Source organism: Bacillus kalamii, assembly GCF_047238185.1.
Taxonomy (GTDB): Bacteria; Bacillota; Bacilli; order Bacillales; family DSM-1321; genus Bacillus_AD.
This window is the reverse complement of record NZ_JBDFMI010000006.1, coordinates 932,322-950,684: the sequence shown is the minus strand read 5'-3', so window position 1 is coordinate 950,684 and position 18,363 is coordinate 932,322. Positions and strand designations below refer to the sequence as shown.

General features: G+C 43.5%; 15 protein-coding genes and 1 riboswitch. All 15 genes read right to left on the bottom strand.

The genetic code is table 11. The features are described from left to right. Positions 1-140: 140 nt before the first annotated feature. The 15 genes from guaA to ABC357_RS22500 all read right to left on the bottom strand — a co-directional run bounded on the left by guaA (position 141) and on the right by ABC357_RS22500 (position 18,349). The gene (gene guaA / locus ABC357_RS22570; RefSeq protein ID WP_412890103.1) at positions 141-1,661 is read right to left on the bottom strand and encodes a glutamine-hydrolyzing GMP synthase; all 1,521 of its coding nucleotides are present in this window, start codon (positions 1,659-1,661) and stop codon (positions 141-143) included. Positions 1,662-1,945: 284 nt separating this feature from the next. Beyond that, positions 1,946-2,047: riboswitch (purine riboswitch) on the bottom strand. 42 nt (positions 2,048-2,089) lie between these two features. Further along, entirely contained in the window at positions 2,090-4,414 is a 2,325-nt protein-coding gene (locus tag ABC357_RS22565; protein WP_412889756.1) for a transglutaminase domain-containing protein, read from the bottom strand. Next, entirely contained in the window at positions 4,407-5,591 is a 1,185-nt protein-coding gene (locus ABC357_RS22560) for a DUF58 domain-containing protein (protein ID WP_412889755.1), read from the bottom strand. The genes ABC357_RS22565 and ABC357_RS22560 overlap by 8 nt, the downstream gene beginning before the upstream one ends. Next, entirely contained in the window at positions 5,588-6,547 is a 960-nt protein-coding gene (locus tag ABC357_RS22555; RefSeq protein WP_412889754.1) for an AAA family ATPase, read from the bottom strand. The genes ABC357_RS22560 and ABC357_RS22555 overlap by 4 nt, the downstream gene beginning before the upstream one ends. Before the next feature lie 324 nt (positions 6,548-6,871). Beyond that, entirely contained in the window at positions 6,872-8,047 is a 1,176-nt protein-coding gene (locus ABC357_RS22550) for an amidohydrolase (protein ID WP_412889753.1), read from the bottom strand. Between the two features lie 21 nt (positions 8,048-8,068). After that, positions 8,069-9,253: a hypothetical protein gene (locus ABC357_RS22545; protein ID WP_412889752.1), complete on the bottom strand. Its 1,185-nt coding sequence runs from the start codon at positions 9,251-9,253 to the stop codon at positions 8,069-8,071. Between the two features lie 241 nt (positions 9,254-9,494). Next, positions 9,495-11,288 (bottom strand): carbon starvation protein CstA, encoded by a 1,794-nt coding sequence (cstA, locus tag ABC357_RS22540; RefSeq protein WP_412889751.1) that lies wholly within the window; start codon positions 11,286-11,288, stop codon positions 9,495-9,497. A gap of 129 nt (positions 11,289-11,417) precedes the next feature. Then, the gene (locus ABC357_RS22535; RefSeq protein WP_412889750.1) at positions 11,418-12,149 is read right to left on the bottom strand and encodes a LytR/AlgR family response regulator transcription factor; all 732 of its coding nucleotides are present in this window, start codon (positions 12,147-12,149) and stop codon (positions 11,418-11,420) included. Then, the gene (locus ABC357_RS22530; RefSeq protein ID WP_412889749.1) at positions 12,127-13,902 is read right to left on the bottom strand and encodes a LytS/YhcK type 5TM receptor domain-containing protein; all 1,776 of its coding nucleotides are present in this window, start codon (positions 13,900-13,902) and stop codon (positions 12,127-12,129) included. Before ABC357_RS22530 ends, ABC357_RS22535 begins: the two co-directional genes overlap by 23 nt. A gap of 309 nt (positions 13,903-14,211) precedes the next feature. Further along, positions 14,212-14,655: a hypothetical protein gene (locus tag ABC357_RS22525; RefSeq protein WP_412889748.1), complete on the bottom strand. Its 444-nt coding sequence runs from the start codon at positions 14,653-14,655 to the stop codon at positions 14,212-14,214. Positions 14,656-14,818: 163 nt separating this feature from the next. Further along, positions 14,819-15,478, bottom strand: coding sequence for a pilus assembly protein TadG-related protein (locus ABC357_RS22520; protein ID WP_412889747.1), 660 nt, complete (start codon positions 15,476-15,478; stop codon positions 14,819-14,821). Further along, positions 15,475-15,909 carry a TadE/TadG family type IV pilus assembly protein gene (locus ABC357_RS22515; protein ID WP_412889746.1) on the bottom strand — a complete coding sequence of 145 codons (435 nt, stop codon included), beginning with the start codon at positions 15,907-15,909 and terminating at the stop codon, positions 15,475-15,477. Before ABC357_RS22515 ends, ABC357_RS22520 begins: the two co-directional genes overlap by 4 nt. A 114-nt stretch (positions 15,910-16,023) precedes the next feature. Further along, positions 16,024-16,587, bottom strand: coding sequence for a hypothetical protein (locus tag ABC357_RS22510; RefSeq protein ID WP_412889745.1), 564 nt, complete (start codon positions 16,585-16,587; stop codon positions 16,024-16,026). Positions 16,588-16,704: 117 nt separating this feature from the next. Then, positions 16,705-17,538, bottom strand: coding sequence for a hypothetical protein (locus tag ABC357_RS22505; RefSeq protein ID WP_412889744.1), 834 nt, complete (start codon positions 17,536-17,538; stop codon positions 16,705-16,707). A gap of 4 nt (positions 17,539-17,542) precedes the next feature. Continuing rightward, positions 17,543-18,349, bottom strand: a complete 807-nt coding sequence (locus tag ABC357_RS22500) for a hypothetical protein (protein ID WP_412889743.1) — start codon at positions 18,347-18,349, stop codon at positions 17,543-17,545. Positions 18,350-18,363 lie beyond the last annotated feature (14 nt).

Genomic DNA, 18,363 nt, shown 5'->3' with positions numbered 1-18,363 from the left:
TAAAAAAAAGCTGCCTAATCGACAGCCTAGTTTCATTATTGCTCCAGTTTAAAAGGATGTACCTTATCGGAGAAACAATTACAATGCATAAAAAAATACCTGCAATAGCTGTAAAAACAGCCTATGCAGGTAACAAGCTATTATTCCCACTCAATAGTAGCAGGTGGCTTAGAAGTAATATCATACACTACGCGGTTGATGTGAGGCACTTCGTTCACCATGCGGACAGAGATTTTCTCTAGGACGTCCCAAGGGATACGTGCCCAATCAGAAGTCATTCCGTCGATTGATGTGACGGCACGGATGCCGATTGTGTAATCGTACGTACGGGCATCGCCCATTACACCGACACTGCGCATGCCAGGAAGTACTGTGAAGTATTGCCAGATGTCGCGGTCAAGTCCGGCTTTCTTGATTTCTTCACGAAGGATGTAATCAGATTCGCGGACGATTTCCAATTTTTCTTCTGTGATTTCGCCAAGTACACGGATACCAAGGCCTGGGCCTGGGAATGGCTGGCGCCAAACGACTTCGTCTTTCATGCCAAGCTCTGTACCAAGTGCACGCACCTCATCCTTGAACAATGTGTTCAATGGCTCGATCAATTGGAATTGCATATCTTCAGGCAGTCCGCCCACGTTGTGGTGGGACTTGATTGTTTGGGCAGTTGCTGTTCCGCTTTCGATAATATCCGTATACAGCGTTCCTTGCGCCAAGTAATCGATGCCTTCCAATTTCGCTGCTTCGTCATCGAATACATAAATGAATTCGTTACCGATGATTTTACGTTTTTGTTCTGGATCGGATACACCGGCCAGCTTGTTCATGAAGCGTTCTTGAGCATCTACTTTGATGACATTCATATGGAAATCTTCCGTAAATGTCTTCATGACGCCTTCCGCTTCCCCTTTTCGAAGAAGGCCGTGGTCAACGAAGATACATGTCAATTGGTCGCCGATCGCTTTGTGGATCAATACTGCCACAACGGAAGAATCGACACCGCCGCTCAGTGCGCACAGAACTTTTTTATCGCCTACTGTTTGGCGGATTTTTTCCACTTCAATCTCAATGAAGTTTTCCATTGACCATTCGCCGTGGCATCCACAGATGTTGAACGCAAAGTTCTTCAGCATGTCATTTCCGTACTCTGAGTGGCGCACTTCCGGATGGAATTGTACAGCATACAGGTTTCTTGATTCATCGCTCATCCCGGCAATCGGGCAAGACACGCTTGTTGCATCTGTAACAAAGCCTTCAGGCGTTGCCGTTACCAAGTCGCCATGACTCATCCATACCGTTTGCTCGGATGGCAGGCCTTTGTACATGCTTGATTCATGCTCGATTTTCAATGTAGCTTTTCCGTATTCGCGGTGGTTCGCTTTTTCAACCTTGCCGCCGAAGTGGGTTGTCATTAATTGCATGCCATAGCAAATCCCGAATACAGGGATGCCCATGTCGAAAATACGCTCATCGCAGCGGAATGAAGCTTCATCATACACACTGTTCGGACCGCCTGAAAGGATGATTCCTTTTGGGTTCATTGCTTTAATTTCTTCCACCGTCAACGTATGCGGATGCAATTCTGAATAAACGCCGAACTCCCTGATACGTCTTGTGATAAGTTGATTGTATTGACTGCCAAAATCTAGAACGACGATCATTTCTTGATTTTGTAATTCTGTTTTCCCTGGCACAAACGTCACCTCTGATTGTATTTTATGAAACGCACTGATGCTGATATCAGTGAAGGCACTGAATTTGAATGACCCTATCTTATCACTTGCCGGTTCGCAATAACAAGTAATAACAGTGTCTCCATTTTTAATAAAGAATAAAGAAAAAACTAGAATCTACTGCAGCTGGCAGGGCCGGCGCGCATTAGTCTAGTTTATTTCCAATCGTTCCTCAGAAAACAAGCACCTAATAAACCTTATGAAAAGGCGTATAAAGAACTTGCTCACTTCATAGTCAGGTCATTTACGGAGCCCTGGTAGAAACTTTCGAACCATATTATCGAGGATATACGAAGGAAATATATGAAATTAAATATAAAACCATGTCCTATTGTAACAGCCGTTTAAAAAAGAGGTCAAGTTATTGTTTTTTTCATAACTTTCTTCCAGAGTTTATACACTTCCGGCCACTCTTCCTGGACAGGCTTACCGCTGTAAATGTACTGTTCATAGATAGCGGTCAGACTGGCCATCTCATCTATGCTGAAGTACTGGTCCACATACTGTGCAAACGATCTTAATGTCTGATCCGGTTCCCTGGCGATACCGTAGCGTTTCAGCTGCTTCAACAATACCTTATAGGCAGGTCCGAATGAATCGAACGATGATTGTCTGCGGTAATAGGCAATCCACAGCCTTGGCAGCCATTTGCCCCGTAATGCATAAACGCCAAATGCAAGAGCGATGATGACAATCCCGGAAAGGATGGTTTGCCAAACAGGAAAATCCGCTTTCTTTTCCGCTGCCTTCGCCTTGCTTGAAGAGGCTTGTTCCTCCATCGGATCTTTCTTTACAGGCTTTTTCGGTTCCTGTTTTACAGTTGTTGTCCCACTTGCCGGCGTATTTGCCTTCGGCGCATCCGTATTGGATCCATCTATCCTGGAATTATTATAGACAAAGCGTGTAGTATCGGAAAATCCTTTTGTCGGCTCGAACGGCACCCAGCCATAGTAAGGGAAATACACTTCCACCCATGAATGGGCATTGTTATTGGTCACTTGATATGTACTTCTGCCGCCTTCATTTTTAACCATTTCACCCGGTGTATAGCCTTTTACCCAACGTGCTTCTATGCCGATTGACCGAAGCATGACTGCCATAGACGTAGAAAAATGGTCGCAATAGCCTTTTTTTGTATCGAAAAGGAATTGGTCCACAAAATCCTGACCTGCCTTTGGATACGGGATATTCTTGCGGTCATACTTGAACTCCGGCCGGTCGAAGTATTGCTCGATCGCTTTCACTTTGTCATAGCGGTTCTTTCGGTCTTTGGTGATCTCCTTGGCCAATTCCTTCACCCGATAAGGCACTGTATCCGGCAACTGGAGCTCGTCCGCTTGGGAGTCTGAAACTCCTCTGATTAACTTGCCGAATTCACTGTCGGGATCGATTGAATCCAAATCCGCACCACTTGTAAAACCCTTATCCTTAATATCTTTCCTATATAATTCATCTGCTTCCTTCAGTTCATCGACATTGAATATAGGCTGTCTATAGTCCAATGAATACTGTTTGAGCATTGTCTTTTTATTATCATTGTAGGCTTTTACTTTTTTGCTCAGCGGATTATAGGAATATTCGATGCCTTCGCTGTTTTTTTCCTCCGCTTTTAATGATATTAAGCTGCCCGGATTCGGGTATGGCACGTGATTATACAGTAATTTCACATGCACTCGATCGTTGAACATTTGTGTTTTTTCAATTTTTCCACTAAAAAAGGGATGACTGTTATCACTGTCTTGAGGGACTAATTTTCTGAAGGATTGTTCATCCTTCAGAGCATCCGGCGGCTCTGTCCAACCCTGCCCTGTATAATAATCCTTCGATTCTATACGCCAATAATGCTTTGTCCCCACATCAGCCGTAAAAACGACTGTATCGTCCTTTTCAAAGCCTCCTCCAAGCCTGCGGTCATCTGTTCCATAGCCCACTTTGCTGACCTGCGAGGAATTGCCGCTGAACTTATCGGAATAGGATTTTATGAAAGGGACCGGATCAGGCCAGAGTGCGCCTGGCTTTGGCCCCGCAAATCCAATAGCGATGGCTATTGCTAGGATAGAGACGAACGGCACAAACCAGCTGCGGAGAACGGCTTTGCTTACATGCCATTGTCCATTTTCCACTTTGCGATATAAAGTCAAGCTGCCGATCATGAGCATACCGAACAGGAACAAACGGATAATCGGCCCATTGCCATCGTAGGGAGTGAACGTATCCAGTATCGTTATGAATAAAACCGATATAAAAAAGAAGAGGAATATGCTTCGTTGCATCACTATCCAATAATGGATCAAGTATGTCATGATCCATAGCAGCACAAAAAACAATATCGACTTAAAACTATCGGCAATCGCTTCAAAATCTCCTGTAAAAATAGCTGTGCAGCTAACAATCATTTCGCTTATACATCGAATAAACCATTCCGGATTGAGAAACGGGATGGACGAAAAGTAGATATAATAGACAGCCAACAGCATATATCCCAAAAGAATGATTGTTTTCCACATCCATTTCACCGAAAACAAGTACATAATAAAAGGGAGAGCAGAAAATAGCAGAAAGGCTGATAAATAGCCGACATCCGCTATGACTTTTAATGGCCTTAACCATTCCAGCAGCATCAGATAGCCGAGCAGATAAAAATAGACTTGGAGCGTTTTGCCCATATTGTTGTTATACATGGATCACCTTGCCTTCCGCGGTCCAACCGCTGCCGACAAAATAGCAGACAATGCCTTTTGCCTGGGCTTGCCCGGCTAATTTCCTCTGGTCTTCGGACGCTTCAGCCACAACGTATATGACAGCCGTAGCGGTGCCTCTCATATTGCCCATATGCTGAATCAAAGATGCAGACAATCGGCCGGTGACAGCCATGCCTGGCATATGTATAGTAGCTGCAAATCCGTCTGCATTCCGGACATCGTCCTCTGCCGGCACTATCTTGGCAAGTTCATACATAATCTTTCTCCTTTGCTGTTCCCCTCTCGCCGGATAAGGCATAAACGACTGGCGATCCAGCGTCATGAAAGCGACTCCCACGCCTTTCAGCAGCATGCTGTGGACAAAGGAGGCCGCATAGCTGACTGTCCTTTCAAATCCCTCCGTCAAGGTAGCATCCAGAATCACTAGCACATCCTGGCTCTTCCTTTCCTCGAACTCTTTCGTCATGACTTCATTCCGGCGTGCTGTCGCTTTCCAATGGATCCATGACATCCGGTCGCCGGGCGTATAGCTCCGGACACCTGATACAACCGAATGGTCCCCTTTTGTCCGGACGGAGGCAGCTGCTTCGCCTTGCTCATAGAATGCATCCAGCTTATTGATGTCCACTTCCTTATAGTCTGGATACACAAGCAATGTATCCTTGCAGGAGATGATCTGTTTCTTTTCATAAAAACCAAGCAGGTCGACCATTTCAATCTGTATGCCGCTGAATACATGCTCCCCCCGGACGGCCATCGGAATGGTGTATTGAAAGACAATTTCTTTTTTCCAGAAAAGAGAGATCATCCTTTGATGAGTTCCGCCAGTTTGGTTTTCGAAGGCGCCGGATAGGCAATCCCTGGCAATCAAGAATGGGATAGGTTTGAATCTCTTTCTTTTGATTTTTATTTCTACCTCAATCAGATCGCCCCCGCTGTATTCATGGCGGTTAAATCGCCGGGCAACCTCTATCGATTTGATCGGATAGAAAGACAATAAAATAGGATATGCCCAAAAAGGGATGAAGGCATAAAACAAAAACCAACTGACAAATCCCCCTTGAAACATGGCATATGTAAAGGTTGCTATGATTAATATGGCGAGTGCCATCATGTTGGCCGTCCGTCTCATACGGGAAAACAAATCACGCATCATTCTGCCACATGCCTTTGGATCGGTACCGGTACTTGGGCAACAATTGAACTCACAAGATCTTCGGGATTTGTTCCGCTATATTTCGCCTCCGGATTCAGTATAAGGCGATGTGCAAAAATATACGGGGCCAAATAATGAATATCATCCGGGATGACATAATCCCTTCCATTCATTAAGGCATAGGCTTGAGCTCCCTTCATCAGCGCGATAGACCCCCTTGGGCTGACGCCTAGATAGATAGAAGGATGCATCCTTGTCCGGTTGGACAGCTCCACGATGTAACGTTTCATAATGTAATCGACATGAACCTGCTTCGCTTGTTCCTGCAGGCTCTTTATTTCTTCGAGTGAAACGACTGATTGCAGCTGGTCGATCGGCTGATTGAATTGCGTACTGCTCAATACATCAATCTCCTCTTCCGGATCCGGATATCCCATCTTCATTTTCAGCAGGAAACGGTCCAATTGCGCTTCCGGCAGCGGATAAGTCCCTTCATACTCGATCGGATTCTGTGTGGCCATGACGAAAAACGGCTGCTCCAGCCTGCGTGTGACGCCATCGACCGTTACGCTCGCCTCCTCCATGCCCTCCAGCAAAGAAGACTGCGTTTTCGGCGATGTCCTATTGATTTCATCGGCAAGAATGATATTGCCCATGATCGGTCCCGGCAAAAAAACAAACTCCTGATCCTTTTGGCTGAAAATAGACGTCCCTGTGACATCTGACGGAAGCAAATCAGGCGTGAATTGAATCCGTTTGAAGCTGGCGCCTATGCTGGTTGCCAGCGCACGGACCATCATAGTCTTCCCGACGCCCGGCACATCCTCAAGCAGTACATGCCCTTCCGCAAGAAGAGCGATTAAGCTTAATTCCGCCACTTCCCGTTTGCCTATCATAACTTGATCTATATTACGTAAAATTTTTTCAATTAATGGGTGTTTCAATTCTTTGTTCATTCGTACCTCCTGAAAATCTCGCTATTTGCCACAATTATCTCACATTTCCGCCGATAACAGGAGGACAAATTACACTTTCTTCCTATTTCTGCTGGTTTCCCTTTTAAAATGCATGTTTCTTCAAATTAGCACTTCACTTTGATAGACACTTTCTTTCGTTCGCAGTAGAATGGAAAGCTTGGATGCTGGAAGTGTTGCCTATCATCATGAAAGCAAAAAAGGGCTGAATGGCAACGCCCCCTAAAAGTTTGTCATTTCTCTTACTTTTTGGGGGCAGCCAATCTAGCCCTCTTCTAATGGCAGTTTAATAATAGAAACCTTTGATTATTGCTGGTCATTCAAATAAGCAAGAGCATATTGAACATAGAGTTCCGCTCCTACCTTTAATGCATCCTCGTCGATATTGAAATGGCCATTATGGTGCGCCCAGCGTGTATCCTTCTCGGTATTTCCGCAGCCTACAAGGGCAAAGCAGCCTGGAACTTCATCCAAATAGAAGCTGAAATCCTCGCCGCCCATTGTCGGGTCATCCATATGGTAAGCATCCTCGCCGAAGCATTCCTTAATCGTTTTTTCGGCCAGTGCAGCGCTATATTCATCATTGATGACTGCTTGTGTGCCATACGAATAGGATACTTCCGCTTTCCCGCCATAAAGGGCTGCCACCTGGTCGGCATAATGGCGGATTTGTTTTTCAATTAACTGACGGACATCCTTATCGAAGCAACGGACAGTCCCATCCAAAACAGCATTTTCCGCAATGACATTAAAACGGGTGCCGACATCCATTCTTCCGATAGTTAAGACAGCAGGCTTCAAAGGATCTACCATCCTTGACACAACGGTTTGTGCATTTAAGGCAAATGTGGATGCGATCATGACTGCATCCACAGCGTTATGGGGAAGTGCAGCATGCCCGCCGCGGCCAGTGAATGTCACTTGGAAAATGTCCGCTGAAGCAAATTGCGGCCCTTTCGCACATTGAATTTTATTCGTATCGACTGGCGTCCAGATATGGATTCCAAATACATTGTCTACCCCTTCTACTGCGCCTTGCTTTACCATTTCTTTTGCACCATTGGCAACCTCTTCTGCCGGTTGGAAAATGAGGCGGACAGTCCCCGCTATCTCCTCCTTCATTTGCTGCAATGCTTTTGCAGCTATCAGAAGCATTGCCGTATGCGTATCATGTCCGCAAGCATGCATTTTCCCCTCTTCCTTAGAGCAATAAGGAAGCTCCTGATTGATTTCCTGGACAGAAAGGGCATCCATATCAGCACGAAGCGCTACTGTTTTCCCTGGTTTTTCACCTTGGATCTCAGCGATGACACCCGTCGGTTCTGTTCGGCGATAAGGGATATTCAATCCATCAAGAAATTGGCAGACATAGTTTGTTGTTTCGTACTCTTCCCAAGATAGTTCAGGCTCACTATGCAGCTTCTGGCGGATAGCTATCAATTCTTCATTTAATTCAGCGATCATTTCTTTTACTTTGTTCATTTCCGACATCTCCTTTAGTGATTATAGCCATGCAACAAATACGCCGGCGAGGACAACTGAAACAATAGTAACTGTAATAAATCCCCCAACAAGCATCGGAGGCAGCATGTGGCTAAGAAGTATTTCTTTCTCCTTTTCATCTTTCGCAATCGATTTGACCACTTCATTTGTAATGATGTAATCGGCTGGAAATCCATAAAGAGCCGTAAGCGATACAGCAAATGCTAGATTAGGGCTCACCTTCAATATTTTTCCGGCGATGAATGAGAAGATGTACATCCCGATTACAGCTAATATAATCGACACAATGAGAGGGACTATAATTCTCATCATCATTTGGGGTGTGGCATTTTTTAATCCATCAAACACAAATAGCATCAACACCATAATCGATATTCCGAATCCATTTGCTTTTTGGAGCGGCTGGCGCTCCAAAAAACCAATTGAAGAAGCGATGACCCCAAATAACAGACAAAGCACCATAGCATTCACTGTCACAATGGGCGCCAATAACGTAGATACGCTATAGGCTACAAAACCAACAATCGCCAATCGGAAAAACTTAAAATAATCCGTATTGTATTTATCCGAAAGTCCCTTGAATAACTTCGGCTTTTCCTGCATTTCACTTTGTTCATCGTTGGGCGGAATATAGCTAATCTCTCCTTTACGGTATAAACCAAGGAGTCTTTTTCCCTCTCTCTTCAACATAATGGACGTCAGTGGATATCCGGCGAAGCCCTGCATCACATAGATGACAATGGCAAAAACAGCTAAGTCCTGAAATCCAGCATTCGCAGCCCCTTCGGACATAATAAGGGAAGAAACAAGGCCGCCAACCAATGGCGGAATAGCGACAATCATCGTTTCCATATCAAAAATCGCGGCTCCGATAGTAAAAAGAATAACGATGATACCCAATATGCCAGTTAGAGCAATCACGATGGTCTTCCATTGATTTTTCAATTCCTTCAAGGATAATAAAGTCCCCATGTTTGTAATTAATAAATACATAAACATCGTAGCGATAACCGGACCTACCCCCGCAGTTTCAATAATATTTTGCGGGAAGAACGTCCAATAGCCGGCCAAAAATAGAACAGCGCTGACAAAAACAGAAGGTACCCATGCCTTGGTTTTTGTGGATATGATGTCGCCTATATAGAGAATGCCTACGACAATCACGAGTGCGAGCATTTGTGACATTTGATCCCCTCCCCTTTTTATAGATGTGATTTTATTATAGTAATATAAAACAGCTAATTAATAAAGAGAATTTTCTAATATTTTAAAATATTATGTTATTATAGTGAAAAATACATTTCATTTCCTTCCGTTCTTCTAGTTAGCATTTTTAGCGAAAAAAAAGAAGCTGAAATCAGCTTCTTTTCGGTCTTTGCACCCAATTATTTTCGTATCAACCTTGCAGGCATTCATCCTCATTCCTTTAGGCAGCCGGCTTTTCAACCCGTAATTCCGGCGAGTTCCATAGCTGCAGCCATTTCTTGAATGCGGCAACGATGATGATGAATCCTAGTACAAGCATGATGATGGATAATACGCCATTCAATACGCTGTAGCCTGTCGCCTCTGAATTCAAGTATACATTTTTGATCATCCAATAACCGGCATAGTTGACGGTTACATACAGATAAGCAAGCGGGATGAGCGCCGTCAGCATATATCTTCGCTTATCGGCAATTTTTAAAATCACTGTTGCCCCTATAATCAATCCGATGGATGCCATCAGTTGATTCGATACGCCGAACAGTGCCCATACAGATCCGATATCTCCGGAGAAGAGCAGGTACCCCCATAGGAAGCAGGCAACCGCACTGGCAAAGATCGATCCCGGCAGCCAATCTGTTTTTTTCAAAGGCTTATAAATATCGCCAAGGAAGTCTTGGATTAAATAACGTGACACACGAGTACCTGAATCAATCGCCGTTAAAATAAACACGGCTTCGAACATGATAACAAATTGATAGAAATAAGAGGCCAATTGGTCAAACCAAGGAATCTTGGTGAAAATATAGGTCATGCCGACCGCCAAAGTAACGGCCCCTCCTGTTCTTCCTTCCAGATCCATTCCAATCTCCCTGGCCAGGTCAGGCAAATGGACAACATTCATTCCTAACGTCTTAAAGACTTCCGGTGCAGAGTTGATGGCGAAATAATCGGCCGGCTGCAGAGCAGAAGCGGCAATCAGCGCCATAATTCCGACTAGGCATTCGACCAGCATGGCTCCAAATGCTACAGGCTTGATATCACTCCAGCGGTCAAGCATTTTCGGAGTCGTCCCCGATCCAACGAATGCATGGAAACCGGATATGGCCCCACAGGCAATCGTAATCGAAATAAACGGCCAGACAGGACCGGCGATGGTAGGGCCTCCGCCATGTATGAACTCAGTAAGTGCCGGCATATGCATCTTAGGATTAATGATGAACACACCGACAATCAATGCGGCGAAAACGCCGATTTTCATAAAGCTGCTCAAATAATCACGCGGTGCCAACAATAGCCAAACTGGCAGCGCTGCAGCAAAGAAAGCATATATAGGCAAAATAATGGCAAGTGTCTGGTAATCGAGAGTCAACCAATCCCCTAACACAGTATCTTTTATATACGGGCCGAAGAAGACGCCCAGCATCAAAAGAATGAATCCGATTGTAGTCGTAAGCTTCAAGTTTCCTGTCTTTTTATAGGCAATCCCGACACCCATAGCGATCGGAATGGTAATGCCGACAGAGAAGGTTCCCCAAGGATTGTTCGTCAACGCATTCAACACAACCATAGATAAACCGGCCATCGTGATCGTAATGATGAACAGCATCGCAAGTCCTGTACAAAAACCGGCCACAGGGCCTAACTCATCCTTAGCCACTTCTGAAAGCGACTTCCCTTTCTTCTTCATCGAAGCGAACAGGACGACTGCATCGTGGACCGCACCGCCGATAACCGCACCGATCAAGAGCCACAGCAATCCGGGCAGATAACCGAATTGCGCCGCCAGGATAGGGCCTACCAGCGGGCCAGCTGCCGCAATCGCAGCGAAATGGTGTCCGAACGTAACCCATTTATTCGTTGGTACATAGTCTTTTCCGTCTTCCAGTTCGTGCGCTGGAGTAGGAGTGGATTCATCAATTTTCAACACCTTGGCCATCATGAATGTTCCATATAATCTGTACGCGATCAATAGAATACAGATGGAAGCTATGACAATTGTAATCGCATTCATTTCTTTCAGCTCCTTTACTATTCGTTACCGTTAGGATAACTGAAAAAAGTCGAAAAACCGCGATTTCAATTTAAAGCGCATGAATTCCGGAATGAAATGCAAAGAATGGAGGCTGAAATGCAATAGCTTTTACAGTCCGATTTTTTTCTTCAACTCTTTCGTATAGGTCCGGCTAACAGGAATCGATTCCTTGTCCATCATGATCAGGTTATAGGTTGAATGGAACCATGGCTGTATTTCTTTAATATGGTCCAGATGCACAAGATATGACCGATGCACCCTCATAACCGGCGTGGCTTGCAGCTTGCGTTCAAACGTCACAAGCGAATCATTGCTTTCATATTTGCCCTGATTAGTGACAATCATTGTACGGCCCTCGGCGGAAACAAGATACAAAATATCCTTCACGTTCACAAGGACAATCCGCCCATCGAGATTGATCGCCAATTTTTCCAATGGCTCTGATACGCCATCACTTACTTCCCGTTGTGCAGAACTCTCTCTTGCTTTCAGTAATTTAGCGATTGTTTTTTGAATCCTCTCCTCATCGAAGGGCTTGAGCAAATAATCCGCCGCACTAAGCTCAAATGCATGGAGTGCATACATGTCATAGGCTGTGGCAAACACAATTTCCGGACAGTCGGGAAGCTCCTGGATGCGCCGGGCGAGTTCCAGCCCGCTGCTTTCCGCAAGCTGTATATCGAGGAATAATACATCCACATCCCGATCGTCCAGTTTTTCGATTGCTTCTTCCAAATGCTCTGCCTCGCCTACCACTTCGACCACATTGCTGCGCTTCAATAAATACGCCAGCTCATCCCGTGCAAGAGGCTCATCATCAACGATAAAAGCTTTCAACATATTCTTCCCCCCACTCTCCTTGCTTGACTGGCAAGCCTATTTTGATAGCTGTCCCTTTTCCCGCCATGCTTTTAATGTCAAAACGGACTGTGCCGCCGTATATTTCTTCTATCCTCTTTTTAATATTCCATAATGCGGTTCCTGTGCCGCTGTGCGATTCTACTGTCCTTTTGCCGACATGCGCCAATTGCTCGTCCGAAATGCCAGCCCCATCATCCTCAGTCATGAGAGACATCATGTCCCCTTCCATCTTAGCTGTAATGGTGACCGTTCCTTTCCGGCCGCCCGTAAACGCATGATGGATTGCGTTTTCCACTAGCGGCTGAAGGGTGAATGGAGGTACTAGCACTTTTTCAAGTGAAGGGTCGATATTGAAATAGACCTTATATTTATCTGGGAACCGCGCTTGTTCAATCGCTAAATAAGCTTTCACATGCTCCATTTCTTTTTCCAAAGGAATGAGTATTTGGCGGGCGCCCTGCAGATTGCTTCTGAAAAAAGTGCTGAGCTGGATCAATAGCCTGCGCGCTTCGTCTGCATCCGACCGAATCAAGCTGGATATTGTATTGATGCTGTTAAACAAGAAATGCGGGTGCACCTGCGCCTGGAGCGCCTTGATTTCCGCATCCTTCAATAATTTACGCTGCAGTTCCGCATCAGCCAACTCCAGCTGGGTTGAAAATAGTTTGCTGAGCCCTTCCGCAAGCTCCTGATCGACACTTGTTAAACGTGCCTGATCAGTAAAATAAATTTTTAATGTACCCACTGTCTGATTATGGGCGATCAATGGCAGGACGACAGCTGCCTGTAAGGGACAGGAAATATGTTCACACCCGATTTCACGGCGGTCGTGTGCAGTAATGACTCTTTCTTCATCAAGCACCCTTCTCGTCAATTTTGTTCCAATATTCTGTTTTCGGAGATGATGGTCAGACCCTGCACCAACATGAGCCAACACAAGCTGTGTATTCGTAATCGAAACGGCATCTGCCTGTGTGGCATGCCAAATGATATCCGCAACCTCCTGGCAGGAACGGGTATTCAGCCCCTGGCGAAAATGGGGAAGCGTCATCTGGGCAATACGCAGCGCCTTATGAGTCTGCAGCGCTTGGGTGCGTTCCTCTTCCTGGATCATTAATTTCACAATCAGCAAAAAGATAAATGTCCCTAAGCCGTTCATTAAGATCATCGGGATCGCAATAGTTTCCACCAAATGGAGAGCCGCAGAAAACGGGCGGGCAACGAGCAGGATAAAGCCCATTTGGAAAGCTTCCATAACAAAACCAATACCGACGGCCCGGGGATAGGAAAGACTCTTTTGAATGCCCCATTTCTTCCCTAGCCATCCTGTAATCACACCGGCAATAATGGTCGATGTTCCGCAGGCAATAGCTGTAAATCCTCCCAAACCAAAACGGTGCAGGCCTGCGATCATCCCGACACCGGCCCCTACGATCGGACCGCCCAATAAACCGCCGATTGCTACGCCCATAATACGCGTATTTGCAATGGCTTCAGCAGGATTTACGTTGGTATGCCAGGACTCCGAGTTGATAATTCCTCCCTCGATCTGAACGCCCGTATAATTACTGATCACACCAAACACACCGAAAATAGCAATCAAGATAGCCTTCTCTTTCTTACCGTGCTCATTGTGGATGATTTGCCGAAACGACTTCAGCCTGGAAAGCAAAAAGGCTACGATGACCAACAACCCAACTCTTTCAAGCATTAAAGGCAATAATTGAATCATCCCGTTTACCCCTTTTTCAATATATTATTTTTCTTTATACTATATATCAGTTTACTATTCTTCTATTTCACAAGAATACCAACTAAATGCTTAAAACCGTAAAATTAAGGCATTTTTATACATATTACAATATTGTTATAAAACAATTAATAGTATTATACAACAACAAAAGAGAGTCTGACTTCCATCTGGCCCTGCAGATAGAAAATAGACTCTCATTCCGTATACTGAAATCCTATTCAGATTTTTTTCCTTAATAAATGCCCTCGGCCACCAAGAAAGGCGGTGCCTAGAATGTAAAAAATAAACCTAGTAAAAACATCCCCATAATAACCCGGTATCCTCACCCATCAATAAAGCCAGAATCTGTTTTTGTCCATGGCTAAAACTCAGGTTACCGATGACAATAAGAACACTTATAAAAAGAACTAGACCAAGCATTAACTTAGAGCCTTGATGACTAACGAATGAGTGCAATAATGTTCGTCTCTTATAAAAAGAAAATACCAAAACACCTGCGTATATAACAAAGCCAATGATAAAGAGGGATGAATGAAATGTCAGACGGAACAAAGGCATGGCAGACATCAACTCTGTCATTGAAAGCATTAAAAACACAATTATGTCATTGTACTTCTTATCGCCATCCGTTTTACAGTTACACCAATATCGGCAAATGCCTATTTCAATGACCACTATAATGGCCACGAAGGTAAAATACATTCCAGATGGATTTGGTAGTAAACTAGTCAATCCACAAAACATTCAATTTACAAGAATAAGATCAATCACATTGCTTTCTTTAAATGCTTTGCCTCGATTAAGCAGATCGGCTGCCCCATTCCCTTCTATTCATGCATGTATGTTAAATCCTTACCCAACAGAATAGCTGGTCACAAAACCTACATCCAAAATCTTAATAAGAAGAAATGCTTCTTGGATCGGTATTATAATAGTGGGGCAATTGATCCAGGAAAGTGATTTTCGGCCCCCCGGACTGCTGGAACAGCTGCTCTTTAAATTGCATGAACCCTTTATAAGGCGTCCCTTTTACATCCATGGAGCTCTTCATATACATTTGCCCATCCTTTATCCACCATTGTGCATCAACGGAATTCCCGCCGTTTTTAGATAGGTTGCTGCCAGCCGCTTGCATGGCATCCTCCAGGATAAACGGCAGACTCTCATTCATCAGTGCATAAAAATCAAGATCACTCTGCATTTGATCAGCTATCACGTCATCTATTGCTTGAATATGCCTTTCATTCGCACTGTCATCCGAAAACAAGCCCCCTTCTAGCTGTCCTTCCCGTTCAGCAACCAAATCGGCAATCGTCTTTTCCGGTGCGGCCGGAGAACTATAGTCTTTCACCCTGTCCCATAAAGAATCATAAAAGGCAGATGTCGCCGCCAAGCTAGCTTGCTGGGCAGCGGAAGAAGATTGCTCTTTGACAGCAAAAACCTTAGATAGGTTAAATACAAAGACAAATAAGACCATCATAATACTCAGCATACCTAATACAAATAAAGCAATATTGCCATCTTCCCTTTTCAAAAGCTGTGCTACCCGGCTCATTTGATGACCCTTCCGCTCACCTCTGCCGTAAACGGAACAGAGGGAGCCGCTCCACTGAACAGCTTCTTCGGCAGAAATACCAATTGAATATCCACAGACACCTTTGAGGTAAAGTCCCTGGACGAATCAGCATTGATTGGCGAACCGCTCGTCATCTGCAAATAACCGCTGGCAGAGGAGACAATTTTATTGGCCGCATTATAGGCTTCGCCATTTTCTTCTGTCACCGAATAGACCTTTGCCGCTTCGTTGGCTGCCGACTGGGCAACGATAACCCCGTGAATACCGACAATCAGCTGCCAAACAATCAGCAAGGCAAGAATGGCCAATGGCAGGATACCCAGGAATTCAATGGTAGCTGAGCCTTTTTCACTTCGGATTCGGGCATTCCATTCGTTGCAGGTTATAAAATCAGGCAGCTTCTTTAGCAAATTGATTCCCTACTTTCCATGAATTAAAGTAGAACGCCACCCATATACAAAGGAAAGGAAAAATGAGCAAATTGAGCAGCATTTGAGTGATCACCTGTGCAAGCAAGGAGGAAGTCACTGAATAAATGGCAAACATGCCAATCCAGCCAAACACGATTTCCAGGAAGCTGATACTGAGGATGATAAAAAATAAAGGAAAGAACCTCTTGCGGGCAAAAACAAAAGATGTACGAATGCATTTCCAGACCGATTTTTCCTCGAACACCGATTCATAGGGAGCCGCGAAAAAAAGAGGAGAAGCAGCAGGCCGGGAACCACAAAAAACATAGAAGCAATGGCTGTGAATAACGAAAGAATCACACCGAAAACAAAGATAGAAAAAGCAGAAAGAATAAAGGCAGAGTAAATCGCCCCTATCCGATAGTCGCGATCGCCTTCCTCCATTTTCACCAGTGCTATAAAAGGAACTTGCGCAAGTACCAGTGTCAAGAGCGTAACAATCATATAATAGAAGTCTGCTATAAAAGAAGTCAGCTCATCTATGACAAAAAAACTAATAATATTAAACAAAAATTGATCCACTGCCAACAGGGGAAGAAGAATAGTCAAAGAAAGGATGGCCACTCTCTCAAACTGCCCTGTATATAAACGGAGCGCTTCTTTCAGGGAATGAAGCATGATGGCTGCCCTCCTTTGGTTAATTGCGTAACTTACAGTTCAAATAATCATCACTAAATGCTTTTCTTGTTGCCTTCAGTTCACGATTAATCAGAAATTCTAATACTTTTCAATAAATTACTCTAGCCCTTCCCCTTTATTTCTCAGTATTTTTTCAAAGAAATAATCACCAAAGGACTTTTGAAGATCTTGATGTTCCCTTTCTATAAAATATGCTTTTAAATCCTTTATGGATAAGTTTGAGATGTTACGCTTATGCGACCCATAAGTTGAGTGCTTCAAAAGAGCCACCGATTTTGGATCTAACATAAAGCCTGATATATTAAATATTTCTTTAACTTCACGAATAGATTGCAGTTTGGAACTTTTTTTATGAATAGCTTCAACTGGCTCCAATAAGCTGACTTGCTCTTCACCTTGCTTATACATCCTATAAAGAATATTAGAACCATAGTCATTTAATAGATCTAGGTCTTCTGTAGAAAAATATGGTGATATTTTTATCTTTTTTAAACAATCCATATATTTAATATATTCTTCCCTAATTTCTTGTAGGTATTGCTCAAAACGGTTGATAGTATCCACACAATATTGCATCTGAGAACGAACCGCTTCAAGCTCTCCTGTTTTTTCTAATTGTTCGATGAGCAAATCTCGATATTTATAATAACCATTCGAATAGTCTTTAGAAGCGAATGTATTATGGTCTTTCATAGCATCATTCATGTGAATGTTCATTTCATAGAAGTAAAAGAACACCTTCTTTATATCACTAATCGGCAAATCCAGCGGGACAAATAACATGCCTGAATAAAAGTCTTTGGCTAAACGATAGTACGTAATGAAGTGTATTTTTTCTTTTTTATAAGATAATGCCAAAGGAAATATATTGTATTTTTCAAGAAACTTTTTATTTTTTTCCGCCAACTTCTCAAGAGTATTTCTATCCATTGCGTTACTCCTTAATAAAATTACGAATTTTGCGATTTAAACAGCCGGTATTATATGCCTTTTTGATTTTCTTTATTTCACGTTCAATCAACAGATGTTTTATTTCTTCTTTACTTAAATGTGAGGTTATATCTTTTGTAAAACCATATTGAGAATTTTTTAGAGTTGCGACTGACTTTGGTTCTAACATCAGACGAGAAATTTCAAATATATCTTTTAAATCCCCATTCACCGATTTTACTCTAGCGCTTTTCTCTATAATCGTCTCAATAGGATCTAGTAAACTTAATTGTTCTTCGCCTTGTTTATAAACCCTGTATAAAATCTCTGCGCCGTAATCGTTCAACTGATTTAGATCCTCAACAGAAAAATTGCCTCTTTCTTTCAATAACTTAAGCAAATGTTTATAATGCTGGTAAATATCGCGTATTTCCGAAAGATATTCTTCGATTCTATTAATAGCATATACGCAAAATTGGAGATCAGGACGAATGCTTTCCAACTCTCCATCAGCTTTTAGTTGTTGATCAAGCAAATCCCTATAACGGTAATAGCCTGCTGAATAATCCTTCGAAGCAAAATCATTGTGAATTTTCATACCGTCATATAAATGCATGTCCATTCTATAGAAGTAATAAAAGCATTCTCTCATTGTCTCTGCAGGCAAATCTACCGGATAAAACAATAGACCGGAATATATCTCATTGACAACGCGATAGTAAGAAATAAATTGGATGTGGTCTTCTTGATAATGAAATACCAAGGGAAACAAACGATACCTTTCCAAAAATTTCTTATGTTTCTCTGCCAATTGTTCGATTTATT

What these genes read in the sequence shown, in the direction of transcription:
- guaA (WP_412890103.1), bottom strand. Translation starts at nt 1,661, where the DNA reads ATGATCGTCGTTCTAGATTTTGGCAGTCAATACAATCAACTTATCACA.
- ABC357_RS22535 (WP_412889750.1), bottom strand. Translation starts at nt 12,149, where the DNA reads ATGTTGAAAGCTTTTATCGTTGATGATGAGCCTCTTGCACGGGATGAG.
- ABC357_RS22510 (WP_412889745.1), bottom strand. Translation starts at nt 16,587, where the DNA reads ATGCTTCATTCCCTGAAAGAAGCGCTCCGTTTATATACAGGGCAGTTT.
- ABC357_RS22555 (WP_412889754.1), bottom strand. Translation starts at nt 6,547, where the DNA reads ATGAACAAAGAATTGAAACACCCATTAATTGAAAAAATTTTACGTAAT.
- ABC357_RS22530 (WP_412889749.1), bottom strand. Translation starts at nt 13,902, where the DNA reads ATGATTCAATTATTGCCTTTAATGCTTGAAAGAGTTGGGTTGTTGGTC.
- ABC357_RS22505 (WP_412889744.1), bottom strand. Translation starts at nt 17,538, where the DNA reads ATGGATAGAAATACTCTTGAGAAGTTGGCGGAAAAAAATAAAAAGTTT.
- ABC357_RS22550 (WP_412889753.1), bottom strand. Translation starts at nt 8,047, where the DNA reads ATGAACAAAGTAAAAGAAATGATCGCTGAATTAAATGAAGAATTGATA.
- ABC357_RS22520 (WP_412889747.1), bottom strand. Translation starts at nt 15,478, where the DNA reads ATGAGCCGGGTAGCACAGCTTTTGAAAAGGGAAGATGGCAATATTGCT.
- cstA (WP_412889751.1), bottom strand. Translation starts at nt 11,288, where the DNA reads ATGAATGCGATTACAATTGTCATAGCTTCCATCTGTATTCTATTGATC.
- ABC357_RS22560 (WP_412889755.1), bottom strand. Translation starts at nt 5,591, where the DNA reads ATGATGCGTGATTTGTTTTCCCGTATGAGACGGACGGCCAACATGATG.
- ABC357_RS22545 (WP_412889752.1), bottom strand. Translation starts at nt 9,253, where the DNA reads ATGTCACAAATGCTCGCACTCGTGATTGTCGTAGGCATTCTCTATATA.
- ABC357_RS22565 (WP_412889756.1), bottom strand. Translation starts at nt 4,414, where the DNA reads ATGTATAACAACAATATGGGCAAAACGCTCCAAGTCTATTTTTATCTG.